Origin of the sequence: Nocardia vinacea NBRC 16497 (assembly GCF_000308835.1) — a bacterium.
GTDB classification, from domain to species: Bacteria; Actinomycetota; Actinomycetes; order Mycobacteriales; family Mycobacteriaceae; genus Nocardia; species Nocardia vinacea.
In genome coordinates, this window is record NZ_BAGN01000064.1 from 46,707 (window position 1) to 63,903 (window position 17,197).

General features: G+C 68.4%; 1 protein-coding gene. It reads left to right on the forward strand.

The window, feature by feature from the left end; translation table 11 throughout:
* Positions 1 to 34: 34 nt before the first annotated feature.
* On the forward strand, positions 35 to 17,197 hold a 17,163-nt coding region (locus ON44_RS07295), incomplete at its 3' end, for a type I polyketide synthase (RefSeq protein ID WP_040687293.1).

Consider the following 17,197-nt stretch of genomic DNA (forward strand, 5'->3'; position numbering starts at 1 on the left):
TTGGCTCGAGTTCGGAAGGATTGCGGGAACTTAGATGGTCGACGACAACAAGCACCTTGACTACCTGAAGCGCCTGACGGTCGATCTGCGCCAAACACGCAGGCGGCTGCGGGAAGTCGAGGATCAGAAATTCGAGCCCATTGCGGTTGTGGGTGTGGCGTGTCGTTACCCGGGTGGGGTGGCCTCTCCGGAGGATCTGTGGAATCTGGTGTCGGAGGGTGTCGACGCGATCGGTGAGTTCCCTGCCGACCGCGGTTGGGATGTGGACGGGCTCTACGACCCGGACCCGCAGGCGCGCGGGAAGTCGTACACGCGCTCGGGCGGGTTCCTCTATGACGCAGCGGAATTCGACGCGGAGTTCTTCGGGATCAGCCCGCGCGAGGCACTGGCGATGGACCCGCAGCAGCGGATCCTGTTGGAAACCGCTTGGGAAGCCCTGGAACGAGCCGGTATCGACCCGTCGACGGTGCGGGGGTCCGATACCGGTGTCTTCGCCGGTGCGTCGAACGGGGAGTACGCCGATATGCTGCACGCGGGTCCGGTGGACCTGCGGGGCTATCTGCTGACCGGTACCACCGGCAGCGTGGTGTCGGGCCGGGTGGCGTACGCGCTCGGCCTGGAGGGCCCGGCGGTGTCGGTGGACACCGCGTGCTCGTCGTCGCTGGTGGCGGTGCATCTGGCGGCGCAGTCGCTGCGCTCGGGGGAGTGCGCGATGGCGTTGGCCGGCGGCGTGACGGTCATGGGCTCGCCGGGGATGTTCGTGGAGTTCTCCCGGCAGCGGGGGCTGGCGGCCGATGGCCGGTGCAAGTCGTTCGCGGCGTCGGCGGACGGCACGGGCTGGTCCGAAGGCGCGGGCATGCTGGTGCTGGAGCGGCTGTCCGACGCGCAGCGACACGGGCATCGAGTGTGGGCGGTGATCCGCGGAACGGCGATCAATCAGGACGGCGCGTCCAACGGCTTGACCGTGCCGAACGGTCCCTCGCAGCAGCGGGTGATCCGCGCCGCGCTGGCCAACGGGCGGCTCTCGACCGACGACGTGGATGTGGTGGAGGCGCACGGCACCGGCACGGTGCTGGGGGATCCGATCGAAGCACACGCTCTGCTCGCCACCTACGGACAGGACCGTGATCCGGAGCGGCCACTGTGGCTCGGGTCGCTGAAATCCAATATCGGTCACTCGGTGGCCGCGGCGGGCGTCGGCGGCATGATCAAGATGATCATGGCGATGCGGCACGGGGTGATGCCGCCGACCCTGCATGTCGACGAGCCCACCCCGCGTGTGGACTGGTCCACCGGCGCGATCGAACTGCTGACCCAGAAGCGGGATTGGCCCGAGGAAGCGGACCGGCCCCGCCGGGCCGCGGTGTCCTCCTTCGGCATCAGCGGCACCAACGCGCACGTCATCCTCGAACATGTATCCGCAGGCGAACCGGCCGAATCCGAGCCGGGCAGCAACCCCGGCAGCTCGGGAAGCCCTGTCGCGGTTGCGGTTCCGTGGGTGGTGTCGGCGAAGTCGGAGGCCTCGCTGCGAGCGCAGGCCGCGCGGTTGCACGAGTTCGTGGCCGCCGATCCCGCGGTGTCGGTGTCCGCGGTGGCGCATTCGCTGATCTCGACTCGCACGCTGTTCGCGCATCGGGCCGTGGTCGTGGGGGACGACCGGACTGAGCTGCTGCGCCGACTGGCCACGGTGGCGGCCGGCGAACCGGGTCCCGATGTCGCCATCGGTTCCGGCGCGGCGTCGCGGGTCGGTGTGATGTTCGCCGGGCAGGGCTCCCAGCGGGCGGGCATGGGTCAGCAGCTGTATGGCCGGTTCCCGGTGTTCACCGAGGCCTTCGACCAGGTATGCGCCCAGCTGGATCCGCTGCTCGGGCTCTCTTTGCGCGACGCGATCAGCTCCGGAACCGAATTGGAGCAGACCCGGTTGACCCAGCCGGCGCTGTTCGCGGTCGAGGTGGCGCTGTATCGCCTGCTCGAATCATGGGGTGTGACCGCGGATGTGGTGTTCGGGCATTCGATCGGTGAGATCGCCGCCGCGCATGTCGCCGGTGTGCTGAGCCTGGCCGATGCGTGCACCTTGGTCGCGGCGCGCGGCCGGTTGATGCAGGAATTGCCCACCGGCGGAGCGATGCTCGCGGTGCAGGCCGGTGAGCAGGAGATCACCGCACTGCTGGACAGCGTCGACGGGGTGGACGTGGCCGCGGTCAACGGCCCTGCGGCAGTGGTGATCTCCGGTCGTGCGGAGGTCGTGGACGTTCTCGCCGAGCAACTGCGCGAGCGCGGGCGACGCGTCAAACGGTTGCGGGTCAGCCATGCCTTCCACTCCTCGTTGATGGAACCGATGCTGGCGCGGTTCGCCGAGGTGGTCGCGACACTGCGCTTCGATCCGCCCCGGATTCCGGTGATCTCGACCGTCACCGGCGCGGTGGCGGATCCCGGCCTGTGGTGCTCGCCGCAGTACTGGGTCGACCAGGTGCGGCGGCCGGTGCGGTTCGCCGACGCCGCGGCCGCGGCCTGGGCCGACGGTGTGGACACCTTCGTGGAAGTGGGGCCCGACTCGGTACTGTCGGCGATGACAGCCGAATGCCTGCCCGAGGCGGCGACCTCGGTGGCGGTGCTGCATCCCGAGCGTGACGAACCCGCCGAGATCCTCGCCGCGGTCGCGCGGTTGTTCGTGCGGGCGGTGCCGGTGCGCTGGAACGCGTTGCTCGCGGACCCGAACCCGGCACCGGTGGAACTGCCCACCTATGCCTTCGACCGCCGTCGCTTCTGGCTCGAACCCGCGCTCGGTGCCGCCGGTGTCGAATCGGTGGGTCTCGGCGCGATGGGGCATCCGCTGCTGGGTGCGGTCGTGTCGGAAGCGAAGTCCGGCGACGTGCTGCTGACCGGCCGGTTGTCGGTGGCGACGCAGCCGTGGCTGGCCGACCACGCGGTCGCCGGGTCGGTCCTGCTGCCGGGAACCGGCTTCGTCGAGCTGGCCTTGCGCGCCGGTGTCGAAGCCGGATACCCCGTGATCGACGACCTGACGCTGCAGGCGCCGTTGCTGCTACCCGCCTCGGGCGGTGTGCGGATCCAGGTCGTCGTCGGCGGGGACGGACCGGAGTTCGCGCAGCGGCCGATCTCGATCTACTCGCGCAGTGAGCACGACCCGGACGGTCAGTGGGTCCTGAACGCGCGGGGGCAGCTGACCACCCTGGATGACACGGCCGCGCTCGCATCGGAGACCTGGCCGCCGGCCGCGGCGACCGATCTCGATGTCGCGTCCGCGTACACGGCCCTGTCGGCACTCGGCTACGAGTATGGTCCGGCCTTCCAGAGTGTGCGGGCGCTGTGGCGACGTGGTGCCGAGGTATTCGCCGAGATCGCCATCGACGCCGATAGTGGTGCGCGCGCCGAAGGATTCGGGATTCATCCGGCACTGCTGGACGGGGCACTGCAGGCCGGACTACTGGCCGGCGCCGTCGATAATGCTGCGGGACAGCCGGATTCACCGTTCACGGTGGCGGCCGGGCAAGTCGTGCTGCCCTTCTCGTGGGAGTCGATCGCGCTGCACGCGGCCGAGGCATCGGTGCTGCGCGTTCGGTTGACCACCACCGGATCGTCGGTGTCGCTGTGGGCGGCGGACGAGCAGGGTCAGCCGGTGTTGTCCGGATCGGTGACGCCCCGGCCCATGCGACTGGAGCAGCTCGCCGCGGGAGCGAGCGGCGCGGCCGATCCGTTGCTGGAAGTGGTGTGGTCGCCGGTCGAATCGGATTCGCCCGCGGTGGATTCGGGTTCGGTCCGTTGGGACCTGCTGGATCCGGAAGCGGCGGTGCCGCCGGTCGTGGTGGTCGAGGCCGGGTCCGGGTGCAGCGAAGCCTCCGGTACCGAAGTGGTTGCCGCTACCCATGCCGAGGTCGCACGCGTCCTAGAGGTGGTACAGGCGTGGTTGTCCGAGGACCGGTTCGCCGCGAGCACACTGCTGGTCGCCACCCGCGGCGCGGTCGCGGTGGCCGACGAGGACGTCACCGATCTCGCCGGTGCCGCGGTGTGGGGCTTGGTGCGGACCGCGCAGACCGAGGATCCGGGACGAATCGTCCTGGTGGACACCGACACCGACGTCGACCAGTCCGTCGCGGCCACTGTCGTGGCCGTGGGCGAACCCCAGGTGGTTCTTCGTGACGGCATCACCCACACCGCGCGGCTCACCCGGCCTGCGCCCGTCGCGTCTGCATCGGCCGCCGACGACGCATTCGGTGCGGGAACGGTGCTGATCACCGGTGGCACAGGTGGTTTGGGTGCGGTGGTGGCCCGGCACGTGGTGGCCGAGCACGGCGTACGGTCGTTGCTGCTGGTGAGTCGCCGCGGTCCTCGGGTCGAGGGCATCGCGGCGTTGTGCGCCGAGCTGGAGCAATTGGGTGCGCAGGTGCGGGTGGTGGCGTGTGATGTCACCGATGCCGACGCGGTGGCCGAGCTGCTGGCCGACATCCCCGCGCAGTGGCCGTTGACCGGTGTGATCCATGCCGCGGGTGTGCTCGACGACGGGGTGATCGCCTCTTTGACCACCCAGCGGGTCGATGCGGTGCTGGCGCCGAAGGTGGATGCCGCATGGCATCTGCACCAGGCCACCGCGGACCTGGATCTTGCCGCGTTCGTGGTGTTTTCGTCGATATCGGGCACCGTGGGCGGTCCCGGGCAGGGCAACTACGCGGCCGCGAACGCCTTCCTGGACGGGCTGGTGGCCCACCGGCGAGCCCGCGGACTGGCCGGTCAGTCGCTGGCGTGGGGTCCGTGGGCGCGCTCGGGCGGTATGGCCGGGCAGTTGGGTGAGGTCGACCTGGCTCGGATGAGCCGGGCCGGATTCACCGCGATCCCGGACGAGCAGGCGTTGGCCGGTTGGGACGCGGTGCTCGAACGCGGCATGGCGCACGCGGTGATCGCCACGGTCGATACCGCCACGATCCGCGCCCAGGCCGAGGCCGGGCTGCTGCCCCCGCTGCTGCGCGCACTGGCGCCGGCGGCGCGGCGGTCCGCGGCGCTCTCGACGGTGGGGTCGAGTCTGCGGCAACGGCTTTCGGGTCTGGACGCCGGTCGGCAGCGGCAGGCGGTGCTCGATACCGTCCGCACCCATATCGCGGCCGTTCTCGGCCACGACGGTGCGTCCGCGATCGATCCCGATCGTGCCTTCCAGGACCTGGGTTTCGATTCCCTGGGTGCGGTCGAGCTGCGTAACCGGCTCAAGACCGCCACCGGCCTCTCGCTGGCGGCCGCGGTCGTCTTCGACTACCCCACACCGCATGCGCTGGCCGCACACCTGACCGACGAGCTCACCGGCACCGGGCGCAACGTGGCGGTCACCGCCGCGAAAGCCTTCGACGGCGAACCGATCGCGATCGTCGGCATGGCGTGCCGGTACCCGGGCGGGGTCCGATCACCCGAGGAGCTGTGGCAGCTGGTCGTGACCGGGACCGACGCGACGTCGGAGTTCCCGGTGAACCGCGGATGGGATACCGAGCGGCTGTACGACCCGACCGGGGAAACACCGCACACCACGTACACGCGTTCGGGCGGATTCCTGCATGCCGCAGGTGAGTTCGATCCGGCGTTCTTCAATATCAGCCCGAATGAGGCCGCGCTGATGGATCCGCAGCAGTTTCTGCTGTTGGAGACCTCGTGGGAGGCGTTCGAGCGGGCCGGCGTCGACCCCGCGCTGCTGCGCGGCAGTGCGACAGGTGTCTTCGCCGGCATGATGTACCACGACTATCCGGTCAACGCGAACGCGGGATCCATTGCGTCCGGCCGGATCTCATATGTGTTCGGTCTGGAGGGGCCGTCGGTCACGGTGGACACGGCGTGTTCGTCGTCGCTGGTGACGATGCATTTGGCGGCACAGTCGCTGCGGTCGGGTGAATGCGATCTGGCCTTGGCCGGTGGTGTGACCGTGATGGCGACTCCGGAGACCTTTGTGGAGTTCAGCAGGCAGCGGGGCTTGTCGCCGGACGGCCGGTGTAAGTCGTTCTCCGACACGGCCGATGGCGTCGCCTGGTCCGAGGGCGCCGGTGTGCTGGTGCTGGAGCGGTTGTCGGACGCGCGTCGCAATGGACATGACGTGCTTGCGGTGATCGCCGGTTCGGCGGTGAATCAGGATGGTGCGTCGAATGGTTTGACCGCGCCGAATGGTCCGTCGCAGCGGCGAGTCATTCGTCAGGCCTTGGCCAATGCCGGGGTGTCGCCGGTCGATGTCGACGTGGTGGAGGCGCACGGCACCGGTACCACGCTGGGTGATCCGATCGAGGCGCAGGCGCTGCTCGCCACGTATGGCCAGGAGCGTGCTGCGGATCGGCCGTTATGGCTGGGGTCGTTGAAGTCCAACATCGGTCACGCTCAGGCGGCGGCGGGTGTGGGTGGTGTGATCAAGATGGTCATGGCGATGCGGCACGGACTGCTACCGCAGACCCTGCATGTGGATCAGCCGTCCACGAAGATTGATTGGTCCGAGGGCCATGTCCGGTTGCTGACCGAACCGATGGCATGGCCGGAGGTGGATCGGCCGCGTCGCGCGGGTGTCTCCTCGTTCGGAATCAGCGGCACCAACGCACATCTCATTATCGAGCAGGCCCCGGTATCGGCGGTCGAGTCGGTCCCGGAGGTCCGGACCGTCACGGCGGTGCCGTGGATGCTGTCGGCACGCAGCGGCGAGGCTCTGGCCGCTCAGGCTGCGCGGCTGGCATCGCACGTGGTCGACCATGATCCGATCGACGTCGGTTTCTCGCTGGCGTCGACGCGCAGTGTCTTCGAGCATCGGGCCGTGGTGGTGGCCGATGACCGTGCGGGGCTGCTCGCGGGCGTGCGGGCGCTGGCCGCGGGTGCGCCTGCATCCGGTGTGGTGTCCGGCCGCGTGGTGCTGGGTTCGACGGGTGTGGTGTTCTCGGGTCAGGGTGCGCAGTGGGCCGGTATGGCGGCTGAGTTGCGGACTGCGTATCCGGTGTTCGCCGAGTCTTTCGGCGGGATTGTCGCGGAGTTGGATCCGCTGTTGGGGCAGTCGGTTTCGCTGAGTGTGGCGTTGGCGGACGGTGATTTGGTCGATCGGACGGTGTTCGCGCAGACCGGTCTGTTCGCGTTCGAGGTGGCGTTGTTCCGTCTGCTCGAATCGTGGGGTGTGCGCACGGATGTGGTGGCTGGTCATTCGATTGGTGAGGTTGCTGCCGCGCATGTGGCCGGTGTGTTGTCGCTGGCGGATGCGTGTGTGTTGGTGGCTGCGCGTGGTCGTTTGATGCAGGCGTTGCCTTCTGGTGGGGCGATGGTCGCTATTGGCGCCGCTGAAGCTGATGTGCGGCCATTGCTGGTCGACGGAGTGTCGATTGCGGCGGTCAATGGTCCGTCGTCGGTGGTGCTCTCCGGCATCGAAGACGATGTGCTCGCGGTAGTCGCGAAGTGCGCCGAGCGTGGTTGGCGCACACACAGATTGCGGGTTTCGCATGCTTTCCATTCGGCGCTGATGGAGCCGATGTTGGTCGAGTTCGCTTCGGCGATTGCGGGTTTGACTTTCGGCCGGCCAGGTATCCCGTTGGTGTCGACGGTGACCGGTGCCCAGGTCGTCGACGAGATGGGTGATCCGTCGTATTGGGTCGGTCAGGTTCGGGACACGGTCCGGTTCGCCGATGCCCTTGCCACGATGGCCGGTTCGGGTGTCTCCAGGTTCGCTGAGGTCGGGCCGGACGCCGTGTTGACCCCGATGGTCGCCCAGACTCTCAGCGACGCCACGGCGATTGCGGTGACCAGACGCGACCACGCGGACTCGGTGACCGTGACCAGTGCGGTTGCCGGGTTGTTCGTGGCCGGTGCCGAGGTGGACTTGGCCGGCATTTACGACGGTTCCGGAGCGCGGCGAATCGACCTGCCCACCTACGCTTTCCAGCACGAACGGTTCTGGCTGGACGCCAAGCAGATGCTGGCCCAGTCGTGGCTCGGTGCCGAACTGGGCGGCGTCACCGCGGTCGGGCTGGATGCGGCGACGCATCCGCTGCTGGGTGCCGTTGTGCCGCACCCGGATTCGGGAGCGGTGAGCTTCACCGGCCGGTGGTCGCTGGATTCGGTGGAATGGCTGGCGGACCACAGCGTGCTGGGCACCGTGTTGCTGCCGGGCACCGGATTCGTCGAACTGGCCGGTCACGTCGGTGGCCTGCTGGGCTGCGAGGTGGTCGACGAGCTCGTTCTGCACACTCCGTTGACCCTGACGGCCGAGGGCGATGTCGCCGTGCAGGTCGTGGTGGCAGCTCCGGACGAGGCGGGTCGCCGGCGACTGAGCGTGCACTCGCGGCAGACCGCCGCGGGTCCGTGGGTGCTCCATGCCGAAGGCGTGCTCGCCCCCGGCGACGGGGTGGCCGACTTCGACCTCGTCGCGTGGCCACCGGCCGGCGCGCAACCGCTGGACGTCGATGGCGCGTACGACGAGCTGCTCGATATCGGATATGGCTACGGCCCCTTCTTCCAGGGGCTGCAGGCCGCGTGGCAGCGCGGTGACGAGGTGTTCGCCGAGGTCGCGCTGCCGGATCCGAAGGACGCCAAGGGTTTCGGGATCCATCCCGCGCTGTTCGACGCGGCGCTGCACGCCGCGATCGTCCATGGTCTGCGTGGCGGTGTCGAGGGTTTCCCGGCGCTCCCGTTCAGCTGGAACCGCGTGGTGCTGCATGCGGCCGGCGCTGCCGCGGTGCGGGTGCGGATCGTGCTGCAGGGCGACCGGTTCGCGGTGCAGATGGCCGATGAGCAGGGGCAACCCGTACTGTCGGTGGGCGCGTTGATCTCGCGGCCGGTGTCGGCCGATCGCCTGAGCGCAAATGGGGTATCGGATGCCCTCTTCGGCGTCGAGTGGGTCGCTGCTGCGCCGTCTACGGCGAGCGTCGAGCCGAACCTGGTGACGCTACTCGGTGGGCGCGACGGTGATCTCGCGACATTGATCGCCGATCTGGACGCGAACCCCGACTCGGTCGTGCCCGACCTCGTGCTGCTCGAGTGCCCCACTCACGAGGGTGCACCGCCGGAAGCCGCCCGCCGGGTCGCGATGGACGTGCTCGAGACCGTTCAGCGTTGGCTGGCCGAGAGTCGTTTCGCTGGTTCGCGTTTGGTGGTGGTGACCAGGCATGCGGCGGCCGTTGCCGATGCGGAGCAGGTGGATCTGGGTCAGGCGCCGGTGTGGGGTCTGCTGCGTGCCGCGCAGGCGGAACACCCGGGCCGATTCCAGCTGCTCGATCTGGATGCCGACGGTGATTCACTCGCCGCGGCGGCCGCCGTCGCGACCGAGCCGGAGGCCGCGCTGCGTGGTATGAGCGCGTACGTGCCGCGCTTGCGCCGGCATGCGCCCGGCGCGATCGTTCGGTTGTCCGAGCCGGGCACGGTGCTGGTGACCGGTGGTACGGGTGGTCTGGGCGCGGTGATTGCCCGTCATCTGGTGACCGAACACGGTGTGCGCCATCTGCTTCTGACATCGCGGCGTGGCTCGGACGCTCCGGGTGCGGCGGAACTGCGTGCGGAGCTGACCGAGCTCGGCGCCGAGGTGACCATCGCCGCGTGTGATGTGTCGGATCGGTCGGCGCTGGCGGCGTTGCTGGACGGCATTTCGGATCAGTATCCGCTGGTGGGTGTGGTGCACGCGGCCGGAACCTCGGACAACGGTCTGGTCGAATCAATTACGGCCGAGCGGGTCGACTATGTGTTCGGGCCCAAGGTCGATGCGGCGTGGCATCTGCACGAGCTGACTCGTGATGCCTCGTTGTCGTTGTTCGTCTTGGTGTCCTCGGCAGGCGGATTGGTGCTGGCCGCCGGTCAAGCGAACTACGCCGCGGCGAACGTCTTCCTCGATGCGCTCGCGGCACACCGTCGGAGTCTGGGATTGCCTGCGACGGCTGTGGATTACGGATTGTGGGCGCGATCATCGGGGCTCGGTGTCGAGCTGTCCGAAGATGACTTCGATCGGATGCGCCGGCAGGGCTTCCCCCCGCTGACCGAGGCCGACGGCCTGGCGCTGTTCGATGCGGCGATCGCAACCGATACCGCGCAGCTGGTGGCGTTGCGGGTCGATCCGGCGGTGCTCCGGACGCGGGACGAGCAGATCCCGGCTCTGGTCCGCTCGTTGGCCCCGGCCCCGGTCCGCCGACAGACCAGGACCGCCGCGGGCCAAGCCTTTGCGCTCGAGCTGGCCGGCTTGTCGGATGTGGATCGTGCGCGTGCTCTGCTCGATCTTGTTCGTTCGGTGGCTGCTGCGACTCTTGGGCATGTGTCGGTGGATGCTGTTGAGCCGCAGCAGGCTTTTCAGCAGCTCGGTTTCGATTCGTTGAGTGCGGTCGAGTTCCGTAACAAGTTGAATGCTGCGACGGGTCTGCAACTGCCGGCGACGTTGGTTTTCGATTATCCGAACGCGCAGGTTGTCGCCGAGTTCATCGATTCCCAGCTCACCGGCACCACGGCGGTCGAAAAGCCTGTGATCAGCCGGGTCCGCACCGGCGACGACCCGATCGCGGTGGTCGCGATGAGCTGCCGCTACCCCGGTGGCGTCGCCTCGCCGGAAGACCTGTGGGACCTGGTCACTTCCGGCACCGACACCACCGGCGAGATGCCGTCGGATCGTGGCTGGGATATCGAGGGCATCTACGATCCGGAACCCGGTAAGGCGGGCAAGACTTATACCCGTCAGGGTGGATTCCTGTACTCCGCAGCCGATTTCGACGCGGATTTCTTCGGGATCAGTCCCAACGAAGCCACGATGATGGATCCGCAGCAGCGGTTGCTACTGGAGATCTCGTGGGAGGCGCTGGAGCGCGCGGGTGTGGATCCGGCGGTGCTGCGCGGTAGTTCGACGGGTGTCTTCACCGGCCTGATGTACCACGACTACGCCCAGCGCACCGGTACCGGCAGCGGCGCCGCGGGCAGCTTGGTTTCGGGCCGGGTGTCATATGTGTTCGGTCTGGAAGGACCGTCGGTCACCGTGGACACCGCGTGCTCGTCCTCGCTGGTCGCCCTGCATCTTGCCGCGCAGTCGCTGCGGTCCGGTGAGTGCGATCTGGCACTGGCCGGTGGCGTGGCGGTGATGGGGACCCCGGACATGTTCCTCGAGTTCGGCAGGCAGCGGGGCTTGTCGCCGGACGGTCGGTGTAAGTCGTTCTCCGATACGGCCGATGGCGTCGGGTGGTCCGAGGGCGCCGGTGTGCTGGTGCTGGAGCGGTTGTCCGACGCGCGTCGCAATGGTCATGATGTGCTTGCGGTGATTGCTGGTTCGGCGGTGAATCAGGATGGTGCGTCGAATGGTTTCTCCGCGCCGAATGGTCCGTCGCAACGGCGGGTGATCCGGCAGGCGTTGGCCAATGCCGGTGTATCGCCGGACGAGGTGGACGTGGTGGAAGCTCACGGCACCGGTACGACCTTGGGTGATCCGATCGAGGCGCAGGCGCTGCTTGCCACGTACGGCCAGGAGCGTGCTGCGGATCGGCCGTTGTGGTTGGGGTCGTTGAAGTCGAATATCGGTCATGCCCAGGCCGCCGCGGGTGTCGGCGGTGTGATCAAGATGGTCATGGCGATCCGCCACGGCCTGCTGCCGCGGACGCTGCACGTGGATCAGCCGTCTACGAAGGTGGATTGGTCCGAGGGGCATGTCCGGTTGTTGACCGAGTCGGTGGTGTGGCCGGAGGTGGATCGGCCGCGTCGTGCGGGTGTGTCCTCGTTCGGCATCAGCGGCACGAATGCCCACCTCATCGTGGAGCAGGCCCCGGTGACGGCGCCGACGCAGGCCCAGGCTCCGGAGCAGGCCCCGGTACCGGCTGCGCGGCCGTGGGTGATTTCGGCCCGCAGTAGCGAGGCTCTCGTCGCTCAGGCTGCCCGCCTGGCATCGCGTGTGGGCGACCACGATCCGGTCGACGTCGGTTTCTCCCTGGCGTCCAGCCGTGCGATGTTCGAGCACCGTGCGGTTGTCGTGGCCGATGACCGTGACGGTCTGCTCGCGGGAGTCCGGGCGCTGGCCGCCGGTACGCAGGCACCCGGTGTGGTGTCGGGTCGTGTCGCGACGGGGTCGACAGGTTTCGTCTTCTCCGGTCAGGGTGCGCAGTGGGCCGGTATGGCCGCCGGGCTGCGGACCGCCTATCCGGTGTTCGCCGATCACTTCGATGCGATAGTCGCGGAGTTGGATCCGCTGTTGGGGCAGTCGGTTTCGCTGAGTGTGGCGTTGGCGGACGGTGAGCTGGTCGACCGGACGGTGTTCGCGCAGGCCGGTCTGTTCGCGTTCGAGGTGGCGTTGTTCCGGCTGCTCGAATCGTGCGGTGTGCGTGCGGATGTCGTAGTCGGTCATTCGATCGGTGAGATCGCTGCCGCGCACATCGCCGGTGTGTTGTCGCTGACGGATGCCTGTGTGCTGGTGGCCGCGCGTGGCCGGTTGATGCAGGCGCTGCCGACCGGTGGCGCGATGGTCGCCGTTGGCGCCTCCGAGCTCGATGTGCTGCCGCTGTTGGTGGCCGGTGCGGTGTCGATCGCGGCGGTCAATGGTCCGTCGTCGGTGGTGCTGTCCGGTGTCGAAGCCGATGTCCTCGCCGTCGCTGAACAGTGCGCCGAACAGGGATGGCGCACACACCGATTGCGGGTCTCGCACGCTTTCCACTCGGCTTTGATGGAGCCGATGTTGGCCGAATTCGCCTCGGCGATTGCGGGTTTGACTTTCGGCCGGCCTGGCATCTCGTTGGTGTCGACGGTGACCGGGGCCCGGATCACCGATGAGATGTCGGATCCGGCGTATTGGGTCGGTCAGGTCCGTGACACCGTCCGGTTCGCGGATGCTGTTGCGGCGATGGCGGATCTGGGTGTGTCCCGGTTCGCCGAGGTCGGCCCCGATGCCGTGCTGACCCCGATGATCGCGCAGAGCCTCGATACCGGGGATGGCGTGGCCGCAACCGTGGCCGCGCTGTCGCGCCGGGATCAGGCCGATGTGTCCGCGGTGCCGACCGGCCTGGCCAGGTTGTTCGTCGCGGGCGCCGACCTCGACTGGGCGGGTCTGTACGCCGGTACCGGAGCGCGCCGAATCGACCTGCCCACCTATGCTTTCCAGCGTCGGCGGTACTGGATGTCCGAGGGGTCGGTCAGTGGTGGCGATGCCCGGGCAATGGGTCTTGTGGCGACCGCCCATCCGCTGGTATCGGTGGTGGTATCGCAGCCGGACTCCGAGGCGATGATCCTGACCGGTCGCCTGTCGGTGCAGACGCATCCGTGGTTGGCCGATCACCTGGTGCTGGGGACCGTATTGTTCCCCGGCACCGGATTCGTCGAGCTGGCCCTGTACGCGGGGGAGCGGGTCGGCTGCTCGACGCTGGACGATCTGGTGCTGCAGGCCCCGCTGGTGTTGTCGGAGTCCGATGGGGCCGCGGTGCGCATCGTGGTCGATCCCGCGGACGAGACCGGCCGGCGCGGGGTGCGGATCTTCTCCAGCCCGGACGGCGACGCCGATGCGCCGTCGTCGTGGCTGCTGAATGCCGAAGGCGCGCTTGCCCCGAGCGCGGCCGTGCCGGCCGTGGATCTCGCGGCGTGGCCGCCGGCCGGCGCGCAGGTTTTGAACGTCGATGGTGTCTACGACGAGCTGCTCGACGCCGGGTACGGGTATGGCCCTGTCTTCCAGGGCCTGCGGGCGGCGTGGCAGCGCGGCGACGAGGTGTTCGCCGAGGTCGCCCTCCCGGACCCGCAGGACGGCCAGGGTTTCGGTCTGCATCCGGCGCTGCTCGATGCCGCGCTGCATGCGCTGCGGCCGGCCGGCCACCTGCGTGCCGAGGGCGCCGGCCCGGAGTTGCCGTTCGAGTGGTCCGGTGTCACGGTGCACGCGGCGGGTGCCGGTGCGCTGCGGGTGCGGTTGACCCGGGTGAGTGACCATGCCGTGGCGGTGGATCTGGCGGATTCGACCGGAGCCGCGGTGGCGACGGTGCGGCGGCTGGCGTCCCGGCCGATCGATCCCGTGCAGCTCAGCACCGGTGCGTCCGTTGCACGCAGCGCGGTATTCCAGGTGGAGTGGACACCGATCTCGTTGTCCGGCACCGGAATCGATGCGGTGTCGTGGGCGGATCTGGGTGACGAGGTGCCCGCCGCGGTGGTGCTGAACTGCCCGGTGGGTAATGAGCCGGACACGGTTCGGGCCGCGACTCACGATGTGCTGCAGGTGCTGCAGTCGTGGCTTGCCGATGAGCGGTTCGGCGAGTCGGCATTGGTGGTCCGGACCAGCGGTGCGGTATCGGTTGCCGGGGAAGATATTACGAATCTGGCCGGTGCTGCCGTGGCCGGTCTGGTCCGTACGGCCCAGGCGGAGAGTCGTGGCCGGATCGTGGTGGTGGACAGCGATTCCGACATCGGCGGCCTGCTGGGCGGAATTCTGGCTGCCGAGGAACCGCAGGTGGCGGTGCGTGGCGGGCAGGTCTTCGGTGCGCGACTTGTCCGGGCGACCCCCTCGTCGGCCACCGGCTCGTCCTTCGCTCCGGACGACACGGTCCTGATCACCGGTGCCAGCGGCTATCTCGGTGGGTTGTTCGCCCGGCATCTGGTGGCTGCGCGCGGTGTTCGCCGTTTGTTGTTGCTGAGCCGGCGCGGTGAATCCGCCACAGGTGCAACCGAACTGCGGGACGAACTGCAGCAGCTCGGTGCCGAGGTCGAGTTCGTCGCGTGTGACGTCGCTGATCGTGCCGCACTGGCCGCGGTGCTGGCCGCTATCCCTGCGGACCGTCCGCTCGCCGGTGTGTTCCATACGGCTGGTGTGCTCGATGACGGTGCGATCGCCGCGCTCACCCCGGAGCGGATGGACGCGGTCTTGCGGCCGAAGGTCGATGCCGCCCTGCATCTGGACGAGCTGACCGCCGATCTGCCGTTGCGGGCGTTCGTGCTGTTCAGTTCGGCGGCCGGCACCTTCGGCAATCCAGGGCAGGGCAACTATGCCGCGGCCAACGCCTGTTTGGATGCGGTGGCGTTGCATCGCAAGGCATCCGGGCGTAACGGGCAGTCGCTCGCGTGGGGTCTGTGGGGCGCGGACGGAGGTATGGGCGCGGAGCTCGGCGACACCGAGCGGCGCCGGATGTCTCGGTCTGGCATGCTGCCGCTGACGGAAGAACAGGGTCTGGCGCTGTTCGACGCTGCTTCCGGAATCGACGCGGCTGCTCCCGTGCTGGCCCGTCTCGATCTGGACGGCATCCGCACCGCGGGGTCTGCCACGGCCCTGCTGTCCGCCCTGCTTCCTGCTCGCCGTCGGACGGCTTCGGGCGGCGCTACGGCGCTGCGTTCTCGTTTGGCCGCTACTCCCGACAGCGAGCGCCTCGGTGTGCTCGTCGAAACCGTTCGTGGTCAGGTCGCGGCGATTCTGGGCCATCGGAACGCGAATGCGATTACACCCGACAGGGCATTCAGCGACCTGGGCTTCGATTCGATCTCCGCGGTCGAGTTCCGCAATGCCCTCGCGACCGCGACGGGCCTGCGGTTGCCGGCGAGTTTGGTGTTCGACTATCCGTCACCCCAGGCGCTGGCCGAATACCTGGTCGGCGAGTTCGCCGACCACCAGCTCTCGGCAGCAGCTCTGTCGGAGCGGACCGTTCGCGCAGCGCTGCAGACCCGCAACCGTCAGCTCGACGAACCCATTGCGATCGTGGGTATGGCGTGCCGGTATCCAGGTGGGGTCGGTTCTCCCGAGGAGCTGTGGAATCTGGTTGCGACGGGGACGGATGCGGCGTCGCAGTTCCCCGTGAATCGTGGCTGGGATGTCGATCGTCTCTACGATGCGGCCGGGGAGAAGCCGAACAGCACGTACACCCGTGAGGGTGGATTCCTGCATGCCGCAGGGGAGTTCGATCCGGCGTTCTTCAATATCAGCCCGAATGAGGCCGCGCTGATGGATCCGCAGCAGTTTCTGTTGCTGGAGACTTCGTGGGAGGCGTTCGAGCGGGCGGGTGTCGACCCCGGTGCGTTGAAGGGCAGCCGGACCGGTGTGTGGGTCGGCATGATGTATCACGACTATCCGGCCAACGCGAACGCGGGATCTATCGCTTCGGGGCGGGTTTCGTATGTGTTCGGTTTGGAGGGGCCGTCGGTCACGGTGGATACGGCGTGTTCGTCGTCGTTGGTGGCCATGCATTCGGCTGCGGCCTCGTTGCGGTCGGGCGAATGTGATCTGGCGTTGGCCGGTGGTGTCACCGTCATGGCCACCCCGGAGACGTTCGTGGAATTCAGCCGGCAGCGCGGGCTGTCGGCCGATGGCCGGTGTAAGTCGTTCTCCGACACCGCCGATGGGGTGGGCTGGTCGGAAGGTGTCGGCATCCTGGTGCTGGAGCGGTTGTCCGACGCCCAGCGCAACGGTCATCGGGTGCTTGCGGTGATGACCGGTTCGGCGGTGAATCAGGACGGTGCGTCGAACGGTTTGACCGCACCGAACGGTCCCGCGCAGCGGCGGGTGATCGGGCAGGCGCTGGCCAATGCCGGGATCGCGCCGACCGAGGTGGATGTGGTGGAGGCCCACGGCACCGGTACCACGTTGGGTGATCCGATCGAGGCCCAAGCCGTCTTGGCTACGTACGGGCAGGGTCGGGATGCGGATCGTCCGCTGTGGCTCGGATCGCTGAAGTCCAATATCGGTCACGCTCAGGCGGCGGCCGGTGTGGGTGGTGTGATCAAGATGGTCATGGCGATGCGGCACGGGGTGCTGCCGCGGACGCTGCATGTCGACGCGCCCAGTTCCAAGGTGGATTGGTCCGAAGGCCATGTGCGGTTGTTGACCGACTCGGTGGTGTGGCCGGAGGTGGATCGGCCGCGTCGTGCGGGTGTGTCCTCGTTCGGCATCAGCGGCACGAACGCGCACATCATCATCGAACAGGCTCCGGCTGTGGAGCCGGAGCCGGTGGCGGCCGTTCCGGTCGGTGGATTGCTGCCGTGGGCGGTCTCGGCACGCGGCGGGCAGGCTCTTGCCGGTCAGGCCGAGCGGCTGGCATCCCATGTCGTTGATCAGGACCTGGATCCGGTGGATGTCGGTTTCTCGTTGGCGTCCACGCGTGCGGTGTTCGACCATCGTGCGGTCGTCCTGGCCGAGGACCGTGACAGGCTGCTGGCGGGTATGCGGGCGCTGGGGCGCGCCGAATCCCTTCCGGGTGTGGTGTCCGGCCGGGTGGTGCCGGGTTCGACGGGTGTGGTGTTCTCGGGTCAGGGTGCGCAGTGGGCTGGTATGGCGGCC